The following is a 25,698-nucleotide window of genomic DNA, read 5'->3' as shown; positions in this document are numbered from 1 at the left end:
GTCCGTGACGGTGGCGGGCGTCTGTGACGGTGGCGCCGTCTCTGACGGCGTCGATGTCGGTACGGGCGGAGGTGGCTGTGGCTGTGGCGGTGACGACGGTGGTTCGTGTCCGCGGCGGCGTCCGTGCGGCATCGACGTCGGTACGGGCGGAGGTGGCGGTGGCCGTGGCTGTGGCTGTGGCGGTGGCGGTGACGACGGTGGTTCGTGTCCGCGGCGGCGTCCGTGACGGTCGTCCAGCGCCTACCGAGAACCTACGGATCCGTGATCGTCCGGGGCCATGGCGTCACCACCCGTCCCCGGTCGGGGGTGCGCCGGGGGCCGGGGGTGGGGCTCGCCCCACCCCCTGGCGACTGTGGCGTGGATCACGCGAGGCGAGTGCCTCGTCGAGCCGGTGCGGTGAGGTACCCTCGGCCGCTCGGACTTCAGGTAGTCAAATTTGAGGAATGCGTTGTCGCTGTCGCACGGACCCGATGATTCCGCCCGCGAACCCGCTCAGATGCCTCCGGCATCCGCCCAGGACCTCTCCTGGGACACCTCCCGCGAACTCACTCGCCACTCCGCCGTCTTCCTCCCCGCCGATCCGCCCCGCGCGGGCCTGATCGCCTTCTGGTCCGCCGACGGGGACCCCCTGCCGAGCCCGGACGCCCTCCCGACCGGCGCCCGGCCGGAAGCCCGGACCGCCACGGCCATCTCCCCCGCGACAGGCACAGACACCACCACCGCCACCGCCGGTGCTCGTGCCGCTGACGCCGACATCACGGTCGTCGACGGGGAGAGCCTCCGGCCGGTGACCGTCCCCGCGCGAGTCCTCTCCGTACGGGACGCCCTGCCGCTGCTCGCCCGCGCCCGCTCCTCCGACACCACGTCACCGGCGAGCGCCTTCTGGGGCGCCGCCTCGCTCCTCGCCCTCGACCTGGTCTCACGTGGCCTGTTGCTGCCCGGCCTCACCCCCGGCGACGTCGACGCCTGGCGCGCCGGTCCGCTCGGGCCCGGCGAGCTGGCCGCGCTGCGGACGCTCGCCGCGTCGATGCCTCCCGAGGCCCACGCCGTACCGCTCTCGTCGGAGGAGCCGCTGCTCCTTCCCGAACCCGAGGCGCTGCTGCGCGCGTTCGCCGACGCCGTCGCGGACACCCTCCCCCGTACCCCCGCCGCTCCGCTCGCCGCCGGTGGCCCCGCCTTCGCCGCCGACGCGCCGCAGCCGATTCCCGAACAGCGGGCATGGGCCGCCGACGTGGCGGCGGTGCACGATGCGGGCATCCGGCTGTCGCTCCGGCTCGAACTGCCGGGCTTCACCGCCGATTCGGAGAAGGCGCCGGACTTCCGGGCGGTCCTGCAGCTGCACGGCGTCGCCGACCCGACCCTCGTCGCCGACGCGGCCGAGGTGTGGGCGGGGTCCGGCCGGACGGCGGCCGCATTCGGCCCCCGGGCCCGGATGGACGCCCTGCTCGCCCTCCGACGCGCCGCTCGCGCCTGGCCCCCGCTGGCCCCGCTCCTGACGGCGGCGGTGCCGGACACCGTCGAACTCGCCGACGAGGAGGTCGCGGAGCTGCTCGGCACGGCGGGCCGGGCCCTGGCGACCACAGGTGTCCAGGTGCACTGGCCGCGGGAGCTCGCGGACCGGCTGACGGCGAGTGCGGTGATCGGACCGGTCGGCGGGGAGCTGCCGGAGGGACAGCGCACCGCCGACGGGTCCGGGTCCGACGCCGAAGGGCTCGGTCAAGGTACTGAAGCGCTCCCGTCCGGCGCCGAAGGGAGCAGGGCGGGTGCCGCAGGGCTCGGGGCGGGTGCCGATGCGTTCGGGGCCGACGAGACGGCGGAGGAAGTACGTTCCACTTCGTCCCTCCCCTCCTTCCTCTCCGCCGACGCCCTGCTCGGCTTCAACTGGCGCTTCGCCGTCGGCGATCAGGAGCTGACCCGCGCCGAGCTCGACCGGCTCGCCGAGGCCGGACGCCCCCTGGTCCGTCTGCGTGACCGCTGGGTGCTGGTCGACCCGGCCGAAGTACGCCGGGCCCAGACGCAGCAGGACCGCGCGGTGACTCCCGTGGACGCCCTCTCGGCCGTCCTCACCGGCACCACGGAGATCGACGGCCGGCCCGTCGAGGTGGCCGCGACAGGCTGGCTCGAACGTCTGCGGGAACGGCTCGCCGACCCCGAGGACGACCACCCGCAGGTCTCCCAGCCCCCGGCACTCGCCGCGACCCTGCGCGACTACCAGCTGCGCGGCCTCGACTGGCTGCACCGGATGACCTCGCTCGGCCTCGGAGGCTGCCTCGCCGACGACATGGGTCTCGGCAAGACCATCACGGTCATCGCGCTGCATCTGCACCGCCAGTCCGACCCCGCCTCCGCCGGTCCCACCCTCGTCGTCTGTCCGACCTCCCTCATGGGCAACTGGCAGCGCGAGATCGAGAAGTTCGCCCCCGGCACGCCGGTGAGCCGCTTCCACGGCGCGACCCGTGACCTGGAGGACCTCGCCGACGGCGGGTTCGTCCTCACCACGTACGGCACCATGCGGCTCGACGCGGCGCGACTCGCCGAGCGGAGCTGGGGACTCGTCGTCGCGGACGAGGCGCAGCACGTCAAGAACCCGTACTCGGCGACAGCCAGGCAGCTGCGGACCATCGGGGCACGCGCGCGCGTGGCGCTGTCCGGCACGCCCGTGGAGAACAACCTCTCCGAGCTGTGGGCGATCCTCGACTGGACCACGCCGGGCCTGCTCGGCACCCTGGGTGCCTTCAGGACCCGGTTCGCAGCCGCCGTGGAGGGCGGCCGTGACCCGGCGGCGGCCGCGCGACTCTCGGCTCTGGTCCGCCCGTTCCTGCTGCGCCGCCGCAAGTCGGATCCCGGCATCGCGCCCGAGCTTCCGCCGAAGACGGAGACCGACCGGACCGTCTCCCTGACGCCGGAACAGGCCGGTCTCTACGAGGCGGTGGTACGGGAGACCCTGGCGGCGATCTCCGAGGCCGACGGCATGGCGCGGCGCGGCCTGGTCGTCAAGCTGCTGACCGGGCTCAAGCAGATCTGCAACCACCCCGCCCAGTACCTCAAGGAGGAGCGGCCGAGGATCGAGGGCCGCTCGGGCAAGCTGGAGCTGCTCGACGAACTCCTCGACACGATCCTCGCCGAGGGTGCGTGCACCCTGGTCTTCACCCAGTACGTGGGGATGGCCAGGATCCTGGAGGCCCATCTCGCGGCGCGGGGCGTGCGGACGCAGTTCCTGCACGGCGGGACGCCGGTCGCCGAGCGCGAGGCGATGGTCGCCCGGTTCCAGACCGGCGAGGTCCCCGTCTTCCTGCTCTCTCTCAAGGCCGCCGGGACGGGGCTCAATCTCACTCGCGCCGAACATGTCGTGCACTACGACCGCTGGTGGAACCCGGCCGTGGAGGCCCAGGCCACCGACCGCGCGTACCGGATCGGACAGGACCGCCCGGTTCAGGTGCACCGGCTCATCGCCGAGGGGACGATCGAGGACCGGATCGCGACCATGCTCGACCGCAAGCGGGAGCTGGCGGACACCGTCCTCGGGACCGGCGGGGACACCCCGCCGGAGCTGACCGAACTGACCGATGCCGAGCTGGCGGAGCTCGTACGACTGCGGGGTGACGCGCGATGAGCGGATACGGACACGAGGGCGACGAGCGGACGTTCGCGGCGCTGCCGCCCACGCGGGGTGGGTCCTTCGCCAGGACCTGGTGGGGCCTGGCGTGGCTGAAGGCCCTGGAGGACACCGCGCTCGACGGCCAGCAGCTCAAGGCGGGACGGCGGCACGCGCGCGCGGGAGCGGTGGGCGCCGTGTCGGTGCGGCCCGGTCGCATCACCGCGGTGGTGAAGGACCGCGACGGCACGTCGTACCGCAGCGACGTCCTGGTGCGCGAGTTCTCGGAGGAGGAGTGGGAGCGGCTCCTGGACCTCGCCGTCGACAGCGCGGGACACATCGCCGCACTCCTCGACCGGGAGATGCCGCCGCACCTGGTCGAGGACGCGGCTGCGGCCGGGCTCGAACTGCTGCCGGGGATCGGCGATCTCGACCCGAAGTGCGGCTGCGAGGCGTGGGACCACTGTCCACACACGTCGGCGCTCTGCTACCAGGTGGCCCGCCTGCTCGACGAGGACCCCTTCGTCCTGCTCCTCATGCGGGGGCGCGGCGAACGCATGCTCCTGGACCAGTTGCAGGCGCGCAGCGCCTCGCGTGCCGCGCGCGGCGGGCGGGGCTCGGCCGACACACCGGACGCGGACACGGTCGACGGCGCCGGAGGGATGCCGGGCGTGTCGGCCGAGGAGGCCTACGCGGCGGGGTTCCTCGTGCCGCCGCTCCCCGTGCCGCCGGCCGCTCAGGACGTGCCGGGGCGGTCGCCGTCCCTGGACACGGAGACGGAACCGGAGCCCGGGGTGGACCCGGCGGCCCTGGAGTTCCTCGCGTCCGACGCGGCGGGCCGCGCGCACCGGATGCTGGTGGAGGCGCTCTCCGTCGGGGCGTCGGCCGGCGGAACGTCGCTCCACGGCAGCGCCCCGGCGCCCGTGGCTCCGTCGGCTCCGACAGCTTTGAAGGCTGTCACGGCTCCGCTGACGGTCGCTCAGGACGCGGTGCGGCTGGCGTCGGACTCCCCCGTGCCGTGGATCACGGCGCGGCTCGCCGCCGGCTCGGGCCGGACGCGGGCGGAGATGGAGGTCGCCACGCGCGCGTGGGGCTTCGGAGGCGCCGCCGCCCTCGCCGTACTGGAGGAGGAGTGGACGCCGGACGCCGAGGCGCTCGCGTGGGCGGGAACCCGGCTCACGGAGGCCTGGGAGGACGACGAGCGCCCGACCGTGCGACGGTCCGGCGGCGCGCGGTGGACGGTGGTGGGTGCGGACGCACAGCTGCGGCTCGGCGAGGACGGGCGCTGGTGGCCGTACCTGAAGTCGGGTGCCCGCTGGTCCCCCGCCGGACCTGCGGACCGAGATCCGGCGACGGCGCTGGCGACTGCCTTCGCCGCCGGTCCTACTGGAGTCGACGGCTGAGGGTGCCGCCCCCGGTGGAGGGGGCGGCCAGGCTGCAGGCGACAGCGTCCGAACCGAGGAGGTAGCTCGTCCGGTACGGGTACTGGACGAAGGTGGTCCAGCGCGTGCCGAGCGGCTGCCGCGCCGCCTTGCGGCGCAGCGGTTCGCGGCAGAGCAGTGCGGCCGCCTCGCGGATCCCCGTGTCCGTGGCATGGCGACCGGTGAGGCGGAGCCGGGTGACGAGTTCGGCGTGGTGCGGCGTGTCGCAGGAGCGCCGGAGTGCGGTGCCGGGCGCGCCACGGTCGATGTCGAAGCAGTCACCGACGCGCAGCGCCTCGAAGGAGACGGGGCGGGACGAACCGCCACCCCCCGTCGTGGGGCGGGTCGGCCGGGACGTGGCGCTGGCGCCGCCGGTCCGGGAGGGCGTCGCGGACGCGACCTCCCGGGGGTCGACGGTCAGGTGCGGGGAGGCGGTACGTGTCGGCGTGGCGTCCGAGGTCACGGCGGCTGAGGGCGTGTCGGTGGGAGAGGCGCCGGTCGCCCCGCCGTCGGGCGTCCGCGTGTCCGTCGGTCCTCCGCCACCCGGCGGGGTGGCCTCGGCACGGTCGTCGCCGGAGATGACGGGTGACGGCGCGCCGACCTGGTCGCTTCCGGGCCGCTCGGCCGTGGACACGCCCTGCTCGGTCCCGCCCTGTTCGGTCCCGCCCCGTGCGGCGACGAACGCGGTCGCCACGAGCCCGGCGACGAGCAGCGGAACGAGCGGCACGCCGAACCGACGGGCACCCCGGGCGGCCGGCCCGGGCCGGGGCGCGCCGAGCCGGGCGATGCGGGGCGACCACCCGGAGTCGGAACCGGAATCAGAACCGGAATCGGAACCGGAATCGAAGCCAGGCCGTGCGGCCGGGACAGAGCAGCTCACCGGGCTCGTACCGGAGACGTGCCGCGGCCCCGGCTCGCCGAGCGAGTCGGACACGCCGGACGCGCCGGAGACGGAGGACGGGACGAGCGGGCCGGCTGCCGCATGGGCCGCCTCGATGGCCACATTCGACACATCAGACATATCCGATGTTTCAAACGATCTGGGCTCATCGGGCGAGTCGTGTACGCCCGGTCGGCGGTCCGGCGACGGGGTGGCGTGGGACGGGTGGGGCACAAGGTCAAGATTCGCCGGTCGGCGGCTCCGCGGCCACCTTTTTAGGGGCGCGGGGAGCGGCCTGTACAGAAACGTGACCATCGCCGACCGCGATCCCGCCCGCCGCCCCGTCCGCCGCCCCGTCACGAACCGGTCCTACAGGCCGAGCTGGCGCTCCGCGCCCTCGACGGTCTGGGCGAGGAGCACGGCGATGGTCATGGGGCCGACGCCACCCGGAACGGGGGTGATGAGGGAGGCGCGCTCGGCGGCCGAGGCGAAGTCGACGTCGCCGACGTTGCCCGGGTTGTAGCCGGCGTCGATGACGACGGCGCCGGGCTTGATGTCCGCGCCCTTGATGAAGTTCGGCTTGCCGACGGCGGCCACGAGGATGTCGGCCTCGCGGACCACGGAGGAGAGGTCCTCGGTGCGGGAGTGGCAGTAGGTGACGGTGGCATCGCGGCCGAGGAGGAGGAGTCCGGCCGGCTTGCCGAGGATCGCGCTGCGGCCGACGACGACGGCGCGCTTGCCGCGGATGTCCACGTCGTACGCGTCGAGGAGGCGCATGATGCCGCCGGGCGTGCAGGAGACGAAGCCCGGCAGGCCGAAGCCCATGGCGGCGAAGGAGGCCATGGTGACGCCGTCGACGTCCTTCTCCGGGGCGATGGCCTCGAAGGCGGCACGCTCGTCGATGTGCGGGCCGACGGGGTGCTGGAGGAGGATGCCGTGGACCTCGGGATCCTCGGAGAGGGCCGTGATGGCCGCGACGAGTTCCTCGGTCGTCGTGGTGGCGGGCAGCTCGACGTGCTTGGAGCGGATTCCGGCCTTCGCGCAGCGGTTCTGCTTCATCTTCACGTACGTGACCGAGGCCGGGTCCGCACCCACCAGGACGGTCGCGAGACACGGCGTGACTCCGGTGCGACGGGTGATCTCTGCGGCGCGGGCGGCGGTCTCCTCGACCGTGCGGCGGGCGAGGGCCGTACCGTCCATGAGCGTGGCGGTGCTGGTGGACATGGCAACTCCTGGGCGTCGTCTCAGACAGGTGGTTCGCCCAGGCGCACGGCATCGGTACGGTCGCGCCGTTCGAGCACGCCCCCGCCGGGCCGCTCCCCGGTGGTGATCCACCTCAAGCGCCAGTCACGGCCCGAGCCCTACTGTACGTGAGCGTTCGGGGGCCGGTCCCGGACAGGGTGCGCGGGAGCGGCGCCCAGGCGCTTGTCGACCGCGCCGTCGCGCATCACGATGAGCGCGACGGGCCGGGACGACCTCGACGAGGAGGCCGAGTTGAGCGAAGCGTGGGTGGCCGGACGGACGAAGAAGGCGGACGGGACGGCCCGCGGCGGCGGGGAGACGAGGCCGGCGCCCGACGTCCTTGCCGAGGCCGCCGGCTCCCGGCAGGTCCGGCCGCTGGTCGCCGCGTCGTGGCGCCGTTCCGCACGCGCGCGCGTGAGTCCGGACGGAGCGGCCCGGGTGGAGCTGGACGAGGACGAACTCGCCGACGTCCGGGACGGCCATCCGCTGGCGCAGGCGATGCCGGTGATCCGTGAACTGATGGGGGCATACGCGACGGACGGGGAGCATCTCCTCGCGGTGTGCGACGCGGCCGGCCGGATGCTGTGGGTCGAGGGCCACGCGACCACGCTGCGCAAGGCGCGGAGGATGAACTTCGTGGCCGGTGCACGCTGGTCGGAGGCGGCGGCCGGGACGAACGCGCCGGGCACCGCCCTCGCGGTCGACCGGCCGGTCCAGGTGGTCGCCGCCGAGCACTTCCGGCACCCGGTGCGGGCCTGGACCTGCGCCGCCGCCCCCGTGCACGACCCGCGCAGCGGGCGGATGCTCGGCGCGGTCGACATCACGGGCGGGAGGCGGCTCGCGCATCCGCACAGTCTCGGGTTCGTCCAGGCCGTGGCGCGGGCGGCGGAGTCGCAGCTCGCGCTGCTCGGGCCCGCACCGGAGACGGGCAGGGTGAGCCTCGCGGCGCTCGGCCGCGACGAGGCGTTGCTGTCGCTCGGCGGCCGGCGGGTCCGGTTGAGCCGCCGGCACAGCGAGATCCTGGTCCTGCTCGCGCACCGCCCGGAGGGAATCGGCGGCGATGAGCTCCTCACCCTGCTCTACGAGGACGAGTCCGTCACGCCGGTGACCCTGCGGGCGGAGCTGTCGCGGCTCCGGTCCCTGCTGGGGCCGGACGCGCTGCGCTCGCGCCCGTACCGGCTGGCGTGCGGGGTGGACGCGGACTTCGAGGCGGTGGACCGGCGGCTCGCCTCGGGGGCCGTCGCGGCGGCGGCCGGGGAGTACGCGGGCCCGCTCCTGCCGGCCTCGCTCGCCCCAGGGGTCGTACGGCTGAGGGAGCGGCTCACGGGCCGACTGCGGGCGGCGCTGGTCGACCGGGGTGATCCCGGGCTGCTCGCGGACTGGGCGTACAGCAGCTGGGGCGAGGACGACCTGGTGGTCTGGCGTGCGTTGTGCGCGGCGGTTCCGGCGCCTCGACTCCCGCCCGTACGCGCGCGCCTCGACTCACTGGAGGCGGAACTGTCCGCCGGTGCAACGGTCTTGCAACGTCCGGGGCCGCACACTCGCCGGTGAGCGCCGGTCAGGGACGGCCGGCGCGTCCCAGGGAGGCCAGGCCCATGACCCGTTACGCCGCACCCGGTACCGAGGGCGCACTCATCTCGTTCGAGGCACGTTACGACCACTGGATCGGCGGCGCGTACGTCGCTCCGGCGCTCGGCGGCTACTTCGAGAACCCCAGCCCGGTCGACGGCCGCCCCTTCACGGAGGTCGCGCGCGGCACCGCGGAGGACGTGGAACGCGCCCTCGACGCGGCGCACGCGGCGGCCCCGGCGTGGGGGCGGACGGCGCCGGCCGACCGCGCGGCCGTCCTGCTGCGGATCGCGGACCGGATGGAGAGCAATCTGGAGGCGCTCGCGGTCGCGGAGAGCTGGGACAACGGCAAACCGGTCCGGGAGACACTGGCCGCCGACATCCCGCTCGCCATCGACCACTTCCGCTACTTCGCGGGGGCGCTGCGGGCCCAGGAGGGCACGCTGAGCGAGATCGACGACGACACCGTCGCGTACCACTTCCACGAGCCGCTGGGGGTGGTCGCGCAGATCATCCCGTGGAACTTCCCGATCCTGATGGCGGTCTGGAAGCTGGCGCCGGCGCTCGCCGCGGGCAACGCGGTGATCCTCAAGCCGGCCGAACAGACCCCGGCCTCGATCCACTTCTGGCTCGGCCTGGTCGCGGATCTGCTTCCGCCGGGCGTCCTGAACATCGTCAACGGCTTCGGCGAGGAGGCCGGGAAGCCCCTCGCGTCCTCGCCGCGCGTCGCCAAGATCGCCTTCACCGGCGAGACCTCGACCGGCCGGCTGATCATGGGGTACGCCTCCGAGAACCTGAAGCCGGTGACGCTGGAGCTCGGCGGCAAGTCGCCGAACATCTTCTTCGACGACGTGTGGGCGGCGGACGACGACTTCCGCGACAAGGCTCTCGAGGGCTTCACGATGTTCGCCCTCAACCAGGGCGAGGTCTGCACCTGCCCCTCGCGCGCACTGGTCCAGCGAGGCCACTACGGCGAGTTCCTGGAGGCGGCGATCGCCCGCACGGAGAAGATCGTCCCGGGCCACCCTCTGGACACCGACACGATGATCGGCGCGCAGGCCTCGGCGGAGCAGCTGAGGAAGATCGTCTCCTACCTGGAGATCGGCCAGAAGGAAGGCGCCCGCATTCTGACGGGTGGCCAGATCGTCGAACACGGAGGCGATCTGGCGGGCGGCTACTACGTCCAGCCGACGATCTTCGAGGGCGACAACCGCATGCGGGTCTTCCAGGAGGAGATCTTCGGCCCGGTGGTGGCGGTGACGTCCTTCACGGACTTCGACGACGCCATCAGCACGGCGAACGACACCCTGTACGGCCTCGGCGCCGGCGTCTGGACCCGCGACACGAACACGGCCTACCGCGCGGGCCGCGCCATCCAGGCGGGCCGCGTCTGGACGAACTGCTACCACGCCTATCCGGCCCACGCCGCCTTCGGCGGCTACAAGCAGTCGGGCATCGGCCGCGAGACCCACCGCATGATGCTGGACCACTACCAGCAGACGAAGAACCTGCTGGTCAGCTACTCCCCTAAGAAGCTCGGCTTCTTCTGAGTAACAGAGAATGGTACCTGACCTGCACAAACGCCAGCAGACGCTGGCCGCCGTCGCCCCCCGTAGCCGGCAGGAAAGCCTGTGACACCTGGCTTCGAGTCCGTATGGCCGGGCGTCCGCGCCCACGACCGGCAAGGTCGAAGTCATCACGGAAGCACGGTCACAGCCACATCTCGAGATCGGCATCACTGCGCGAAGTTCCCTTGGGTGTCATGGGGAGCAGGCCACCGGCGCCCTGCTCCCCTGCCTCCGTGCCGGCCGCCGAGGAGGCACGTCCAGCTCTGCGCCAAAGGGTTTCGCGGTGGGGCTGCCGCCGGTCCGACCCGGCGGTCCGCCCGTCGAGCCGGACACTCGCGGGGGGAAAGAGAGGTGGGCGGCCTCGCCCGGATCGCAGGCGTCCGGTCCGACCCACCCGGACTGATTGTCAGGGAACTCACTCCTTCCGGTAGCGGAGACCGCCTCACCGTCACGCCTCTCTCCCAGCACGGTTACGTAGAAGCACTCATTGCGCCAGGCCCGGGATCGACGGGCCGCTGAAGACAGGTGACGGAAATGCGAACTGAGGCCGCCAAGCGGGTCGAGCTGGTCTTCTCCCTCTTCGACGCCAATGGCAACGGAGTCATCGACTCCGGCGACTTCGACCTCATGTCGGGCCGTGTTCTGGAGGCGGCCGTCGCATCGGACGACGGCGCCAAGGCCGCGATCCGGGCCGCGTTCCGCCGCTACTGGACGACGCTGGCCACTGAACTGGACGCCAACGGCGACGGTGTGATCACGGTCGACGAGTTTCGTCCGTTCGTGCTCGACCCCGAGCGCTTCGGTCCGACGATCACCGAGTTCGCCGAGGCGCTCGCCGCACTTGGTGACCCCGACAAGGACGGCCTGATCGAGCGCCCGCTCTTCGAATCGCTGATGACGGCGATCGGCTTCGAGAAGGCGAACATCCACGCGCTCTTCGACGCCTTCGGCCCGGATGCCGAGGACCGCATCACCGTGGCCACGTGGGCCGCTGGCATCGAGGACTACTACGCGCCGGACCTGGCCGGGATCCCGGGCGACCAGCTGGTGGCTGCCCAGGCCGTCTGACACGGCCCGTCAGCGGCTGTCCGGGGAGGCGGGCGCTCGTCATCATGGAGCGCCGCTCGCCGTCCCGGGCCCGGGCGGCAATCGCTACGACGGAACCGAGCTGTCGCCTCCGCCGGGATGTGTCCCACCGAGCGGGGCCTGCGGCAGGGCCCCGCTCTCAACTCCTCTGCTGTCGGGCGGTCGTTCCCGACCCCGGCGAAGCCCCTGGCCAGGTACGGAATGCCGGGCCCTGTGCGGACGTCGTCGTGAGCGCTGCGGACGTCATGACCGGGGCTTGTGCGCGAACACCCACCGGTTTCCCTCCAGCGCGTCGTTCGGCGCGGGGAGGGGGCCACGTCGGTGCCGGCGGCTGAAGTCGAAGGGCGTGTGCATCGAGGTGGACCAGCCCTTGGCCGCCAGGTCGCCCGCGGAGTCGGGTCGTGGGCCGGTGTCGAAGAGGTGGAGCAGGTCGATGCCGATCTGTTCGCGCGTCGCCGTATAGATCGGGCTGTCGCGGTACGCCAGCAGGTCCTTCTCCAGCTTGGCCTCGAAGGCCAGAGCACTGCCTCCGGTGGTCAGCCTGTCCACCGTGTCGACGAGGTTCGTCTCGGCTGTGCTCGGCAGGTAGAAAAGGAGGCCCTCGGCCAGCCAGACGCTCGGCACGGTCGGGTCGAAGCCGACGGTGGTCAGCGCGGTGACCCAGTCCGCGCGCAGGTCGACCGGCACGGGTACGCGCTTCGCCTTCGGGGCGGCCGACAGGTCCGTGAGCACCTGCTGCTTGAAGGCCAGCACGCCCGCTCTGTCGATCTCGAAGACCACCACGTCGGATGGCCAGTCCAGCCGGAAGGCGCGTGTGTCCAACCCGGCGCCCAGCAGGACGACTTGGCGGATGATCGCACGGACCGACCGGAGGAGGAAGTCGTCGAGGACCCTGGTCCGCAGGCCGAAGTAGCGGGCGAACCGACCCCACAGTGGGTTGTCGTCCCCGTCCGGGACCTGCTCGATGCGGACCGGCCAGTCCGTGCATGCCGGGGCGGCGCGCACGAAGTGTTCCGCGAAGACGTCCTGGGCCAGGCTGTCGTGGCGGTAGGTCTCGATCGCCCGTGCCGCGGCGACCAGGAGGGCGGTCAGGCCCACACCTCCGTCCACCCCTTCCACGTCTGTCTGCTGCGGCGCCGCGCCGGCCATGTTTCCTCCGTTGGCGGGAGTGGGGAGTACGAGGTGTCTTCTTGTCGGATGGGATGGGTCCGCGGTGCCGCGTGCCTCGCTCATCGGCTTGTTCTTTCCGGGAGCAGGACGGGTTTGACCACGCGGCCGGCGTCGCAGTCGCGTTCGGCCTCGTTGATGTCGGCCAGCGGGTAGGTGCGGATCAGCTGGTCGAAGGGGAAGCGGCCGGCCTGCCAGAGCCCGGTCAGCCGGGGTATCAGTAGTCCGGGTACGGCGTCGCCTTCGCAGATGTGGCGGATGCTGCGGCCTCGGTCGAGCGTGCCGGGTTCGAGCGGCAGCGCGGTGTGGAGGCGTGCCACCAGGCCGAGGCTGCCGGTGGGGCGCAGTGCTTGGAGCGCGTTGTTGATGAGCGGGGCCGAGGCAGTGGTGTCCAGGGCGTACTGTGCGCCGCCGTCGGTCAGCCGTCGGATTCGTTCGGGCAGTCCGGCAGTTCCGGCGGGCAGTGGGATCGCGCCGAAGCGTTCGGCCAGGGCGAGCCGTTGGGGATGCCGGTCGACGGCCACGGTCAGTGCGCCGGCGGCGGTGGCCGCCATCACCGCGGCCAGGCCCACGGCTCCGGCGCCGAGGACCGTCAGGGTGTCGCCGGGGCCTGCGCCGAAGGTGTTCAGCACGGCTCCGGCGCCGGTGAGGAAGCCGCATCCGAGGGGCCCGAGCAGTTCGATCGGGAGTGCGGGGTCGACCCGGACGGCGTTGCGGGCCGGGACGAGCGCGTACTCGGCGAACGAGGACTGGCCGAACCAACGGGGGGCCAGCGCTTTCCCGGTCGTGTCCATGAGCCGCGGCGGTTCCTCCTCGCGTCCTCCGAAGAGGTTGAGGGAGGCGAAGGAGTCGCAGTAGGCGGGGGCAGCGCCGCGGCAGTTCCGGCAGTGTCCGCAGGAGTCGAAGCTCAGCACCACGTGGTCACCCACGTTGATCGTGCTGTCAGGGCCGCTGCCCGTCCGCACCACGACCCCGGCGCCCTCGTGGCCCAGGACGGCCGGCAGGGGGCTGCGGCCGGCGGATCGCCGGACCGCGAGATCGGTCCCGCACATCCCGGTGCCTGCGATCTCGACCAGGATCTCGCCGGCGGCGGGTTCCGTCCGCAGGGTCACCTCCTCGACCGTGAACGGGTCCTCGTACGAGTGCAGTACGGCCGCCTGGAACCTCATCGTCACGCCTCCCGCGGGCGGTGGACGACGAACGGCCGGAGGTTGCCGTAGAGCCCCCACGGTCCGCCCGCGACGCCGACTCCGCTGTCCTTGACCCCTGCGAAGGGCTGGGCGAGGGACAGTTCGGCATGGTGGTTGATCCAGGCCGTGCCGCATTCGAGTCGGTCGGCCACCGCCTCGGCCTGGTCGAGATCGGTGCCCCATACGGAGCCGCCAAGACCGAAGCCGGTGCTGTTGGCCGCGTCGACGGCTTCGTCGAGGTTCCGGTACGGCAGCACTGGCAGAACCGGTCCGAACTGTTCCTCGGTCACCACCGGACTGCCGGGCGGGACGTCGGTGAGGATCGTGGGAGCGAAGAAGTATCCCGGCCCGTCCAGCCGGTGGCCGCCCCACGCCGCCCGGGCGCCGTCCGCCAGGGCCTGCTCCGTGACCTGTTCCACCCGGGCCAGCTGCGGGGCGTTGTTGACCGGTCCCAGCCGGGTTTCGGGGTCGAGGCCGGGCCCGACGGCGACGGTCTTCGCGCGCTGGGCCAGGGCTTCGACGACCTCGGCGTGGAGCCGGGCCGGGACGTAGACGCGTTTGACCGCCATGCAGACCTGCCCGCAGTTGCGGAACGCCGCCCAGAACAGCCGGTCCGCGATCCGGTCCACGTCGACGTCGTCCAGCAGGACTGCGGCGTCGTTGCCGCCCAGCTCCAGGGTGACCCGGGCGAGCGAGGCCGCCGCCGCTCCGGCGACGGCCCGCCCGGTGGGCACCGAACCGGTGAAGGTGACGTGGCGGATGCCCGGGTGGGACGCGAGGCGGGCACCGAGGGGTTCACGGCCTGTGACGACGGTCAGCACGTCCTCGGGCAGGGCGGCGGCGAGGACGGAGCCGAGCATCCGGGTGGCGAGCGGAGTGAAAGGCGACGGTTTGAGGACCATGGTGTTGCCCGCCGCGAGCGCGGGCGCCAGCTTCGCCGCCGCGAGCTGGAGGGGAAAGTTCCACGGCACGATCGCGGCGACGGGTCCGAGTGGGCGCCAGCGGACCTCGCTGTGTACGGGCCGGCCGTCGTCGATCCGGCGGGTCCGGGGGGCCAGGCCGGCGAAGTAGCGCAGCCGTGCCGCGGCACGGGCGACCTCCGCGTACGACTCGGCCAGGGGCTTGCCCTGTTCCCGGGTGAGCAACCGGGCGAGGTCGTCGCCGGCCGTCTCCACGGCGTCGGCCGCGCCGCGCAACGCGGCGGTGCGGGCGGCGGGGTCGGCGCGCCAGCCGTGCCAGGCTCGCTGGGCGCGGGCGACCACGTCGTCCAGCTCGCCCGGCTGCTGGTCGGGGGCCTCGTCGAAGGTCTCCCCGGTGGCCGGGTCGACGACTGGGAAACGTACGGCCTTGCGTCCGGAGACGATGCCTGCCTCAGGCGTCGGCATGCCGGCCGTCAGTTCACGGCGGGAACGCCGACGGTGTGCTCCCGGGCATGCCGGTCCATCTCCGCCCGGAAGGCGGCCACCAGATGCGGCTGAATCCGCCCGGCGTTGCGGTCGCCGCCCTCGCAGACCGCTCCCCGCACGCCCACGATGTCCGTACCCATGTGGGTCAGCGGACCGAGGTCGGCCTGCGTGACACTGCCCGCGAGAGCCGCGAGCAGACCGGAGGTGTGGGCCAGCCGTACGAACTCGGCACAGACCTCTGGAGGAACGTGGTCGAACAGCCGCGTCCCGTCCTTGATGGCGGTGTCGAGCATGGCCGCGTCGGCACCGGAGCGGGCGGCGATGTCGGGCACGGCGAGCGGGTTGACGCAGCCGATGCGGTGGGCGTCGGCGTAGCCGGAGGCGACGACGAGCGCGTCGGGGCGGTGATCCTTCACCGCTCGGACGACCGCGCGCATGACCTCGATGCCCTGATCGGGCGTCGTGCATCCGTAGAGGCCGACCTTGATGTACGTGGCGCCGGAGACGACAGCGCCGAGTGCGGCCTGCGCCACCGTGCCGGGCTTGTACGGGACATCACCCACGGTGGCGGACACGGGCTTGTCCGCCGGTACCGCGTCGCGGATCTCCCTGATGACCCAGGGGAAGTTGGCGCCGAGCGAGCCCTCGTCGGGCTTCTTGACGTCGACGATGTCGAGGTGCTCCGCCGCCTTCGCGCAGTCGAGGGCTTCCTCGACGCCGTCCGGGGAGATGAGAAGCAACACCCTGAGCTCCTTCTGTCGCATGTCCACCTGGCCGAGGGACAGGGGTGCGGATCACCTGGTTCATGTACGGTGCGCTCATCATTTCCACCACCTGCGGTCACCGGTAGGGCGCGCAGAGTATTCATAGGGCGCTCACGCCGGCGTGCAGTGCGCCGTACATACCGGGGACAAACGTGACGCTGCGGGCGCGGGAACTCGGGGCTCCAGTTCCTGGTGCCCCAGGAGGGCCAGGGCGGCGATCGGCGTCTTCGCCTCGCTGCGCGAGGACCTCCTCCCCCACTACCGCCAGGCAACATGACCGTGGCGGCCGCCGTGATCATCGGGGCCGGCCGCGAGCTCGGGCGGCACTTCGCCCGCGCCCTGGCGAAGCGCGGGTGCGGCCTGGTGCTGCTCGCACGGACGGCTCGCCCCTTGACACGGTTGCACACCAGCTGCGGGAGGACTCCACGGTCGCGGTGCCGCCACAACGGCAGCGAGCCGCTGGAGATCGGTCACGTCGTGACCCGAACGACGGGCCGCCCGCTAGTCCCGATGTGCGGGCCCGAAGGCAGTCATCGGGGTGGTAGTCCCTACCGGCGGAGTGCTGTCGGCACCCCCCAACCACGGTTCGGCGCGCTTCCACTGATCTTCGAAGACTTCCGAGAAGAAGGCGATCAGGCCGTCATGCTCAATCTGCCAGGGGCCAGACCCAGCAGAGCCTCCTGCCCAGCCTCGTCCGCAGCGAGATCCCACCGCAGCTTCGTGCCGACAGCAGGCGTCGTAGCCGGCCATGGCTGGTCCTGGACGGCGGTGGAGTCGGCCGGTCCCGCTCCTGTCGTCGCGGAGGTCGGCCGGTCAGCTCGCCGCCCGTACCGCGTCCCTGATCAGGTCGGCGACCTGTGTGGGCTCGGAGAGGACGACGGCGTGGGAGGCGTCCGGAAGTTCGACGACGACGGCTCCGGCCCGTGCGGCGCCGAAGCGCTGGACCTCGGGGCTGATCGTGCGGTCCGCCCCGGCCACCAGGGCCCAGGACGGTTTGGTCCGCCACGCCGCCGCGGACGCGGTCTCGGTGAAGGCGGCCGTGGCGAGCGGGCGTTGGGCCGTCGCCAGGACGCCGGCGACGTCCTCGGGCAGGTCCGCCGCAAAGACGGAGGGAAAGGCCGTCTCCTCGATGGTGACCTCGACCGCCGAGTCACCGTCGAGGAGCGGGTACGTCCACTCCTTCAGGTTGCCCGTCAGGGGGGGTTCGGGAAAGCTCGCCTGGAGCCGGCCTAGGCTCTCGCCCTCGTTGGGCGCGTAGGCGGCGACGTAGACCAGCGCGACGACGTTCTCCGCGGTGCCGGCCACAGTGATCAGCGCACCGCCATAGGCATGGCCGACGAGCACGGCCGGGCCGTCGACCTGCGCGAGGACGGAGGTGAGGTAGGCGGCGTCCGATGTCAGCCCCCGCAGCGGGTTCGGCGGAGCGATCACCGGGATACCGCTGCTCCGCAGTTCCGAGATGACGCCTATCCAGCCTGTCGCGTCTGCGAAGGCACCGTGCACGAGGACGACGGTGGGGTTGGTCATGCGAGTTCTCTTCTCGGTGTCGGGCCACGTGGGGGCGTCGTCACGACGGTCTGGGGGCGGCCCGGACCCGGCAGGAGGTCCGTGCGACTCTTGCTCACGGTAGAGCCGTGGAAGTGGCACCTCTTGTACGTGCGCGCCTCCGCGCTGTCATGACGGCGCACACGCGGCTCAGCGCCTTCGCTCGTCCTGGGCGTCGGCAGTCGTCGGCGCGAAGGCCGACGTCGCCAGCGCCTGCCATTCGCTGGGGCTCATGCCGTAGGCCCCGCGGAACGTGCGGCTGAAGTGCGAGGGGCTGCTGAAGCCCCAGCGGTGTGCCACCGCGGCCATGGTGATCCTCCGGTGGGAGCGGCCGAGCTCTAGCCGGCAGAACTCGAGCCGGCGCTGCCGCACCCATTGGCTCACCGTGCTGCCGTCGTTCTGGAAGAGCTTCTGCAGGTACCGGACGGAGATGTGGTGGGCACGTGCGATCGACTCCGGTGAGAGGTCCGGGTCCATCAGATGTTCCTCGATGTAGCCGTGGATACGGGACAGCATCTCGTTGACGGTGCCGGACGCGTTGTCGGCCTCGTCCGTCGTGTCCGCTTCGAGGAGCTCCATGACCAGGACGGAGAGGAGGTGTACGGCCGTCCGGGCACGCCGGTCCCCGATCGTGGACCGGCGGAACTCCTCCTTGGCGGCGAGCGCGGTCAGGAAGTCGGACGCCAGCGCCCCGATCCCCTCCCCGCCACGTACGGGTACGCCGAGCACCTGGTTCAGTTCCGACTCCGTGACGCCCAGATAGCAGCGGGGCACCCGGAAGAAGATCATCTGACAGTCCTCGCCGAACTGCAGCAGGTGCTGTCGGGCCGGGTCGCAGAAGACCAAGTCGTTCGGCTCCAACTGGGTCTTGGCACGCTCGTGGACGACGGTGACGGACCCACGGACGTGGACGCCGAGGTAGACGTGGGTCCGGTCGTTCGTCTCCGGCATCTCGGAAAGCATCTGGACCAGCCACCCCGAGCGGGAGGAGGGCGAGGTCGGATCGGGCGCTTGCCGGGGCACCCGTTCGGGCGCACGCGACATCAGTGTGAGGGGCATGGGGATTCCTAGCCATAGGTGCGTGCGGGCGGAGGGCGGATTCACGCCCCGTTCGCCGGCTCCTCGGCCAGGAACTTCTCCACCACGGCATTGAAGGCCGGCGGGTTCTCCAGGAAGGGGAAGTGCGAGCTCGCCACGTCGGAGGCGAAGACGTGCAGGCGTGCGCCGGGAATCCGCTCGGCGACGAAGCGCTGCGAATCGGGGTGCACATGGCTTCCCTCGCAGCCGATCACCAGGGTCGGCACATCGATCCGGGGAAGCACGTCGCGCCAGTCCTGCGCGCAGTGGTCGAACAGCAGCGGTACGCCGGCGTAGGCGGGTGTCGACCGGATCTCCTCGCCGACGAAGGCCAGCACTTCGGGGTCGGGCTCGCCGGAGAACATGCCGCGCACGAAGTCGGCGCGGACCGTGTCGCCCTCCGGACCCGCGAGAGCCGCGCCCAGGTACAACAGCCCCGACACATCGAAGATGGCACCGGAGTCCCGCTGTTCCCGCTCGGTCATCCAGGGCACGGCGGCGACCGCCGCGGGCTGGTCGACGGCGACGAAGCGCCGGATCCGTCCGGTCCCGTACTGGTCGATGAAGCTCCACCACACCGAGACACCCATGGACCAGCCCAGTGCGTCGAAACGGTCGAGACCGAGATGGTCGACGAGTTCGAGCACATCGCGGGAGAGCCGGGCGATGCGGTAGCCGTGACGCGGCTTGCCGGACTTCCCATGACCGCGGAGGTCGACGGTGACGACGCGACGGCCGGGCGCCAACCCCTCGATCTGGTGGCGGAACATCGCCTGCGTCTGCCCCCAGCCGTGCAGCATCACCAGCGGGACGCCCTCGCCGCCGGTGTCCTGGTACGCGAGCCGTGCGCCGTCCGTCGTAGTCAGTTCCTTCATGACCTCTCCCCTGGTCAGAGGCGGTACATCGTCCCCGCCCGTCACGAACATCATCGAATGGAGCCCGCCGCCCGCACCACCGCGAGCTGTAGGAATCGGGCTGTGAATCCTCCTCGCTTTGTCGAAGCGAGTCCGTGGTCAGACGGCCCCGTCGCCGCCCGGGGCGAGGAGTTCCTCGATCCTGAGGCCGAGGTGCAGAGTGAGCCGGTGGGCGCCGTCGTCGAGGTCCAGTCCGGTGATCTCCTGAATCTGGCGCAGGCGGTAGTAGAGCGAGGTGCGGTGGATTCCCAGCGCGTCCGCGGTCCGGGGAATCGATCCCGCGTGTTCGAGGAAGCAGCGCAGGGTGTCCCGCAGGCGGTCGCCGCCATGAGTGTCGCTCAGGGTACGGAGCGGCTTAGGGACCAAGGACGCGTTCAGGGCGTGCTCGGGGAGCTGGAGCAGCACTGCGAGCTCCCCGAGCAGCTCCCAGTCACCGGCGCTCTTCAGGGTGGGCAGTCGGCGTGCCGCGCGTGCCGCCACGAGCGCCTGCTCGTACGACGTCCGTGCGCCGTCCAGGCCGGGGTGCCGGCCGCCGACGCCGATCACGGCGTCCGCCGACGGGCCCAGAAAGGTGTGGAGTTCGTCCAGGATGCGAGCGGACTGTGCGGTGACCTCGTCCTGGCCGGGTGGGCGGTCGCGCAGCTGGAGCAGTGTCGCCCGCTCCTTGCCGATCGCGATGAGGCCCTGGGCCGAACGCGTCTGCCGGAACCCCTCCAGCGCCCCCCACAGGGCCGCCTCGGACTGCCGCACGAGCTCGGTCGCGCAGCTCAGCTGGACGATGGTGACCAGGACGTGCTCGGCTGCTCCGAGCAGTCCGAGTTCCTTGCCTCGCCGCCGTGCGGTGGTACGGGCGGCGACGTCGGTGCCGACGAGTTCGAGGACGAGGTCCCGCTCGTCGGCCTTCCGGGTGTCGGTGGCGATGTGCTCTCCGTGCATCTGGGCGGCCATGGCGTCCGCGGCCCGGGCGATGGCACGCGTCTCGTGCTCTGCGAGCGTCTTCTCGGGCACGACCACCAGGAGCAGTCCGAGGAGATGCCCGCGCTCGCGCAGGGGCACGACATAACGGGGCAGCAGTCCGAGATCGTCACGGCCGTCGATGAATCCGGCTCGGGACCACTGGGTCACGCCCTGGGCGAGGACGTAGCGGATGGTCGCGTTGTCGGCGCGGCCCTGCAACAGGGTGCCGATGCGGACCGGGTCCTCGTCGCCGAAGTGCCGGCTCGTACAGACCATGCGGACCAGCGGGTCGTCGACGGCGACGGACCGGCCGAGCCGCTCCGCGAGCTCGTCGACGAGCGCCTGAAGCTCGGGGCTGCCTGGGCGGGCTCGCTGGAGCCTTACGGTCATGCGCTGTTCCTCTCTCGACCAACGGTTCCCCGCGGACTTCTCCATTCCGCGGCTCTTGATCATTCTGAGGAAGCGACGACGTCGGCACATCACGCGAATCGTCCATTGCCATGACACCCGCAGGGGATACGAAGTGACTACTCTCTGCTGTCACGATGCTTCACCAGCCGGGTCAGCTCCACGCGCGAGGTGATGTCCAGCTTGGTGAAGGCCCGGCGCAGGTGCGAACTCACCGTGTGCGGCGAGAGGGAGAGGTGCTCGGCCACCTGCTGGTTGGTCAGCCCCTGGGCCACGAGCCGTACCACCCGTATCTCCGCGGCCGTCAGCTCGGGCCATGCCCCGGAGAGTCCGGCCGTCGAGGGCCGCCGGCGGACACCGGCGGCCCGCAGGCGCCGGCGGACGCGTGCGACGTCCCGCTCGGCGCCCGCTCGCGCGTAAAGCGCCAGGGCCGTGTCGAAGTACGGCACCGCTTCGGACGTGCGAGTGGCCGCAAGCTTGCGTCCGGCGTCCTCCAGTGCCGACGCCCGGGCCAACGGCCGAGGGCAGTCCTCGTACAGCCGGACGGCGTGTACGAGAGGGGCGAGGTCGTTGTCGAGGAGCCCCCGGGCGTGCGCGGCGGCGGCGGCCAGGAACGTGAGGTCGGGGTTGAGCACGGCCAGTCGCTCGGCCAGGGCCACTGCCTGCGCGGCTCGTTCGTGCGCGCCGGCACGCAGCGCCAGGCGGACGAGGACCGGGGCGTCGGCGGGGTCGACCAAGCCGGCATAGGCCGGCCGGTCCGCGGCGGGCGATGTCATCACCTCGTCGAGTTCGGCCATGGCACGATCGGGCCGGCCTTCGAAGTCGGCCATCAGCGCCAGCATCCAGGTGCCGAAGTGCCGGACGACGGGTGCGTCGTCGCTCCGCATGCGCCTCGCCTGCGCCGCGTACGCCTCCGCGGTCTGCCGGTCGCCGGTGTGGAGGGCGACGCGCAGCATCACGTACCGGAGCGTGACATCGGCGAGGTTGCCCGGGCCGGGTTCGTCGGTCGCCTGGGACGCGGCTTCCGCGTCGGACCGGGCGTCCGACAGCCGTCCGGTCTCCAGATAGATGCGGGTGCGGGTCATGAGCCACATGCGGGTGGCGGCCGTCCGGCCCTGCTCCCTGGTGATCCGGATGCCCTCCTCCGCGACGGCGAGCGCCTCCGCGGCGCGTCCGGTGGTGTTCGACAGGAGAGCGTGCCACAAGGCCTCCGGAACCCACAGCGAGGTGCTGACGCCCAGTGCGTCGGCCAGCGCGGCAGCCCTCTCGGCCTGCCGGAACGCCTCGGTCAGGTCCATGCGGTGGAAACTCACGGCCGAGCGGACCGTCGTCAGCGTGGCCTCGGCGGTGCGGTCCCCCGCAGCCGCCGCGGTGTCCCACGCCTGCGCGGCGACCTGCTCGGCCGCCGCGTGTTCGCCCGACATCGACAGGCCGACGGCGAGCATGGCGAGCAGTCGCCCCTTCGTGGTCAGGGAGATCCCGGGCAGTGCCGCCCCGGCTCGGGCCTGCCGGACCGCCTCGGAGAAGTCGAACTGTACGGCGAGGCGTGCCAGGGCCAGGCGTATGAGCGCCTCGTCCTCGGGTCCGAGACCGCCGGCCGCCAGGGCGGTGGCTCCCAGTTCACGCGCCTGGGCGGCCCGGCCCGTCTGCCAGAGCAGCGGGATCGTCTCGGCGAGGACCCGCGGCCGCTCCGGAGCGTCCGCCGAGGTGAGTTCCAGGGCCTTGAGGCTGCGTTCCGCAGCGGGTCCGGGAGCCGTGGCCGCGAGTTCCGCCGCAGTAGTGCGCAGCCGGTCGGCCTCCGCCGCGTCTCCCCTCCCGGCCTCCGCCGCATCTGCCGGCGCTCTACCGGCCCACGGCCCGGGATGCTCGACAGCGGAGGCCGCGCTCCCCGGCAGCAGCTCGGCGGCTTGACCACGCAGTGCCTGACGCAGGGGCAGGGGGAGGCCGGCTTCCACCGCCTCACGGACCAGGTCGTGGCGGAAGGCGAGGTGATCGCCGCTTTCGATGAGCAGATCAGCGTCGAGGGATTCCCGTACCGCTGCGATGAGCGCCGCCGAGGACCTGCCGAGCAGTTCGGCCAGCAGCGCGACGGTGACCGGGCCGCCCACGGCGGCCGCCGTCTGCACCAGCGCCCGTGCCTCGTCGGACAGCTGGTCGAGGCGGCGCACGACAGAGGGGAGTTCCCGTGGGGCGGGGGGTCCGGCCGGCAGTCCGGCCGTGCCGTTCTCGATCGTCACTGCCTCCCGCAGCGAGCCGAGCAGCGCGACCAGCAGCTGCGGGACTCCGTCGGCGCGGCGGGCGACGCGGAGGACGTCCGGGTCGGGAGCGGCGCCGAGGACGTCCTCGGTGATCCGTGTGGTGGCCTGGTCGTCCAGCGCTCCCAGCACCAGCTCGTGTGCGCCTGCCTGCCGGATCCTGTCCAGGGTCGTTCGCACTCCCGACGGCACGCTGCCGCCGCGCACGGCGACCAGCCACAGGATGGCGTGCGACGAGAGTCCGGCCGCGAGGGTGTTGAAGGTGAGAAGGGTCAGGTCGTCGCACCACTGGAGATCGTCGAGGACGACGAGCAGCGGTCCGTTTCGAGCCGTCTCCCGCAGGCGGTCCCCCAGTTCCTGGAGCAGCCAGAAGCGCTGGCCGGGTGTCGTGGCAAGGTCCCTGAGGCGGACGGCGCCCGACAGCGGTTCCTCGCCGGAGAGCAGACCGTCGAGGAGCGGGCCGAGCGGCACGAACTGTTCGTCGGGGTCCGCCGCTCCCTCGAACACCCTCGTCCCGCGCAGCCTCGCGGCTGCCGCGGCCTCCGCGAGGATCCTGGACCTACCGATGCCGACGGGGCCTTCGACGCGGATGATCCCGCCTTCGCCCCGGTCGAGCGCGTCGAGCCGCGCCTCGATGAACGCCAGTTCGGCGTCCCTGCCGCGGAGGGGCGTCCGTACACCCTCGGGTTCCTCGGGCACGGTCCTTGTCGTCACTCGGTTCATGCTCATACGGCGGAACAGTATGAACCATACGAACCACCCCGCCGTCGCCCGGTCCGGGGGCCCGTCTCAGTCGAAGCGCAGGTCGGCGAGTTGCCGTTCGAGGACGGTGATGTCGTCCTCGGGCTCTTCACCGACCGGGCGCGCCGCCATGAGCGCGGCGAGCTCGACGCCCGCCCGGCGGACGCGGCCGGGAAGGCCGTCGGTGTACTCGTCTCCCCCCGAGCCCCAGTCCTCGGAGGCCGCGAACAGGGCGGTGGGGACGACGACGGCGCGAAGGTAGGCGAAGAGCGGGCGCACGGCGTGCTCCAGGACCAGGGAGTGGCGGGCGGTACCGCCCGTGGCCGCGATCAGGACCGGCTTCCCGGAGAGGGCGTCCGGATCGATCACGTCGAAGAAGGACTTGAAGAGACCGCTGTAGGAAGCCGCGAACACGGGAGTCACCACGATCAGGCCGTCAGCCGCCGTGACTGCGTCGATCGCGGCGCTCAGTCGCGGCGGCGGAAAGCCTGTCACGAGATGGTTGGCGATGTCGCCGGCCAGTTCCCGCAGCTCCACGACCTCGGTCGACGGCGCCTGTCCCCGGGCGGCGAGTTCGTCGCGGGCCGCCTCGGCCAGCCGGTCCGCGAGCAGGCGGGTGGAGGAGGGGGTGCTCAGCCCGGCGGAGACGACGATCAGTCTCATGCGGCGGACACCTCCCGGACGGCTCGAGGGGACGCGTGCGTGGGGGCCTCCGGCACGTCGGCCGGACGTCCCTTCGCGAACTCCCTCCGCAGGACGGGCACGACCTCTTCCCCGAGGATGTCCAGTTGTTCAAGGACGGTCTTCAGGGGGAGGCCCGCGTGGTCCATCAGGAACAGCTGGCGCTGGTAGTCGCCGACGGTCTCCCGGAACGACAGGGTCCGGTCGATGACCTGCTGGGGAGAGCCCACCGTCAGCGGGGTCTGCTCGGTGAAGTCCTCGAGCGACGGGCCGTGGCCGTACACCGGCGCGTTGTCGAAGTAGGGACGGAACTCCCGCACGGCGTCCTGGGAGTTCTTCCGCATGAAGACCTGCCCGCCGAGGCCCACGACGGCGTCCTCCGGCCGGCCGTGGCCGTGGTGGGCGTACCGGCGCCGGTAGAGCTGGACCATGCGCCTGGTGTGGTCGGCCGGCCAGAAGATGTTGTTGTGGAAGAAGCCGTCGCCGTAGAAGGCGGCCTGCTCCGCGATCTCGGGGGATCTGATGGATCCGTGCCAGACGAAGGGCGGGACGCCGTCCAGGGGCCGGGGTGTCGAGGTGAAGGCCTGGAGCGGCGTACGGAACGTGCCCTCCCAGTCCACGACGTCCTCGCGCCACAGTCGGCGCAGCAGCGTGTAGTTCTCCTTGGCGAGGTTGATGCCCTGGCGGATGTCCTGTCCGAACCACGGGTAGACCGGGCCGGTGTTGCCGCGCCCCAGCATGAGGTCGACCCGGCCGTCGGCCAGGTGCTGGAGCATCGCGTAGTCCTCGGCGATCTTCACCGGGTCGTTGGTGGTGATCAGCGTCGTGGACGTGGAGAGGATCAGCTTCTCGGTGCGGGCGGCGATGTAGCCGAGCATGGTCGTCGGCGACGACGGGACGAACGGCGGGTTGTGGTGCTCGCCTGTCGCGAAGACGTCCAGGCCGACTTCCTCGGCCTTGAGGGCGATGGCGACCATCGCCTTGATGCGCTCGTGTTCCGACGGAGTACGGCCGTTGGTGGGGTCGGGGGTCACGTCCCCGACGGTGAATATGCCGAACTGCATGGGGTGTCTGCTCTCCTGAGCTCGTCCGGTTCCCGCGCCGGGAACCGGGGGCCGGGGGGGGGGGGGGGGGGGGGGGGGTGACCGGGGGGGGGAAGGGGGGGGGGGAACCCCCCCGAGAGGAGAGAAAGGGGGGTGTTGCCCCCTCCGTTTTGGGTCCCCACAAACCCC

At 72.1% G+C, this 25,698-nt stretch carries 18 protein-coding genes and 1 riboswitch; of the genes, 5 read left to right on the top strand and 13 right to left on the bottom strand.

All coding sequences use genetic code 11. From position 1 onward, the window contains the following. Positions 1–496: 496 nt before the first annotated feature. Both ACZ4XX_RS12440 and ACZ4XX_RS12435 read left to right on the top strand, forming a co-directional pair. Positions 497–3,613: an SNF2-related protein gene (locus ACZ4XX_RS12440; RefSeq protein WP_468507880.1), complete on the top strand. Its 3,117-nt coding sequence runs from the start codon at positions 497–499 to the stop codon at positions 3,611–3,613. After that, positions 3,610–4,998 (top strand): SWIM zinc finger family protein, encoded by a 1,389-nt coding sequence (locus tag ACZ4XX_RS12435; RefSeq protein ID WP_468507879.1) that lies wholly within the window; start codon positions 3,610–3,612, stop codon positions 4,996–4,998. Before ACZ4XX_RS12440 ends, ACZ4XX_RS12435 begins: the two co-directional genes overlap by 4 nt. Here the strand turns inward: ACZ4XX_RS12435 and ACZ4XX_RS12430 are convergent. After that, a complete protein-coding gene (locus ACZ4XX_RS12430; RefSeq protein ID WP_468507878.1) occupies positions 4,979–5,743 on the bottom strand; it encodes a hypothetical protein in 765 nt (254 codons plus the stop codon). The two genes, ACZ4XX_RS12435 and ACZ4XX_RS12430, sit on opposite strands and share 20 nt — an antisense overlap. Positions 5,744–6,265: 522 nt before the next feature. Then, positions 6,266–7,120, bottom strand: a complete 855-nt coding sequence (locus ACZ4XX_RS12425; RefSeq protein ID WP_468507877.1) for a bifunctional 5,10-methylenetetrahydrofolate dehydrogenase/5,10-methenyltetrahydrofolate cyclohydrolase — start codon at positions 7,118–7,120, stop codon at positions 6,266–6,268. Positions 7,121–7,148: 28 nt separating this feature from the next. After that, positions 7,149–7,257, bottom strand: a riboswitch (ZMP/ZTP riboswitch). A gap of 91 nt (positions 7,258–7,348) precedes the next feature. Here ACZ4XX_RS12425 and ACZ4XX_RS12420 point away from each other — a divergent pair. The 3 genes from ACZ4XX_RS12420 to ACZ4XX_RS12410 all read left to right on the top strand — a co-directional run bounded on the left by ACZ4XX_RS12420 (position 7,349) and on the right by ACZ4XX_RS12410 (position 11,343). Then, positions 7,349–8,689 (top strand): GAF domain-containing protein, encoded by a 1,341-nt coding sequence (locus ACZ4XX_RS12420; RefSeq protein ID WP_468507959.1) that lies wholly within the window; start codon positions 7,349–7,351, stop codon positions 8,687–8,689. Positions 8,690–8,733: 44 nt separating this feature from the next. Beyond that, a complete protein-coding gene (exaC, locus tag ACZ4XX_RS12415) occupies positions 8,734–10,257 on the top strand; it encodes an acetaldehyde dehydrogenase ExaC (RefSeq protein ID WP_468507876.1) in 1,524 nt (507 codons plus the stop codon). A gap of 552 nt (positions 10,258–10,809) precedes the next feature. Continuing rightward, the gene (locus tag ACZ4XX_RS12410; protein WP_468507875.1) at positions 10,810–11,343 is read left to right on the top strand and encodes an EF-hand domain-containing protein; all 534 of its coding nucleotides are present in this window, start codon (positions 10,810–10,812) and stop codon (positions 11,341–11,343) included. Between the two features lie 261 nt (positions 11,344–11,604). On the opposite strand, the gene ACZ4XX_RS12405 is transcribed toward ACZ4XX_RS12410, so the two are convergent. From ACZ4XX_RS12405 to ACZ4XX_RS12355, 11 genes are all read right to left on the bottom strand, one after another. Continuing rightward, positions 11,605–12,510: a class I SAM-dependent methyltransferase gene (locus ACZ4XX_RS12405; RefSeq protein WP_468507874.1), complete on the bottom strand. Its 906-nt coding sequence runs from the start codon at positions 12,508–12,510 to the stop codon at positions 11,605–11,607. An 80-nt stretch (positions 12,511–12,590) separates the two neighbouring features. Then, complete coding sequence (locus tag ACZ4XX_RS12400) at positions 12,591–13,697, bottom strand: NAD(P)-dependent alcohol dehydrogenase (protein WP_468507958.1); 1,107 nt, start codon at positions 13,695–13,697, stop codon at positions 12,591–12,593. 2 nt (positions 13,698–13,699) lie between these two features. After that, a complete protein-coding gene (locus tag ACZ4XX_RS12395; RefSeq protein ID WP_468507873.1) occupies positions 13,700–15,103 on the bottom strand; it encodes an aldehyde dehydrogenase family protein in 1,404 nt (467 codons plus the stop codon). An 8-nt stretch (positions 15,104–15,111) separates the two neighbouring features. Beyond that, complete coding sequence (locus tag ACZ4XX_RS12390) at positions 15,112–15,867, bottom strand: (5-formylfuran-3-yl)methyl phosphate synthase (RefSeq protein WP_468507872.1); 756 nt, start codon at positions 15,865–15,867, stop codon at positions 15,112–15,114. A gap of 834 nt (positions 15,868–16,701) precedes the next feature. Continuing rightward, positions 16,702–17,415, bottom strand: a complete 714-nt coding sequence (locus ACZ4XX_RS12385; protein WP_468507871.1) for an alpha/beta fold hydrolase — start codon at positions 17,413–17,415, stop codon at positions 16,702–16,704. 168 nt (positions 17,416–17,583) lie between these two features. Continuing rightward, positions 17,584–18,384 carry a helix-turn-helix domain-containing protein gene (locus ACZ4XX_RS12380; protein WP_468507870.1) on the bottom strand — a complete coding sequence of 267 codons (801 nt, stop codon included), beginning with the start codon at positions 18,382–18,384 and terminating at the stop codon, positions 17,584–17,586. Between the two features lie 149 nt (positions 18,385–18,533). After that, on the bottom strand, positions 18,534–19,385 hold the full coding sequence (locus tag ACZ4XX_RS12375; RefSeq protein WP_468507869.1) for an alpha/beta fold hydrolase: 852 nt from the start codon (positions 19,383–19,385) through the stop codon (positions 18,534–18,536). 138 nt (positions 19,386–19,523) lie between these two features. After that, the gene (locus ACZ4XX_RS12370) at positions 19,524–20,771 is read right to left on the bottom strand and encodes a PucR family transcriptional regulator (RefSeq protein ID WP_468507868.1); all 1,248 of its coding nucleotides are present in this window, start codon (positions 20,769–20,771) and stop codon (positions 19,524–19,526) included. A gap of 137 nt (positions 20,772–20,908) precedes the next feature. Then, complete coding sequence (locus ACZ4XX_RS12365) at positions 20,909–23,773, bottom strand: helix-turn-helix transcriptional regulator (RefSeq protein ID WP_468507867.1); 2,865 nt, start codon at positions 23,771–23,773, stop codon at positions 20,909–20,911. 60 nt (positions 23,774–23,833) lie between these two features. After that, positions 23,834–24,448 (bottom strand): FMN reductase, encoded by a 615-nt coding sequence (locus tag ACZ4XX_RS12360; protein WP_468507866.1) that lies wholly within the window; start codon positions 24,446–24,448, stop codon positions 23,834–23,836. Then, entirely contained in the window at positions 24,445–25,530 is a 1,086-nt protein-coding gene (locus ACZ4XX_RS12355; protein WP_468507865.1) for an LLM class flavin-dependent oxidoreductase, read from the bottom strand. Before ACZ4XX_RS12355 ends, ACZ4XX_RS12360 begins: the two co-directional genes overlap by 4 nt. Between the last annotated feature and the right edge of the window lie 168 nt (positions 25,531–25,698).

Source organism: Streptomyces sp. NPDC029956, assembly GCF_055574655.1.
This window is presented reverse-complemented; position numbering and strand designations above follow the sequence as displayed.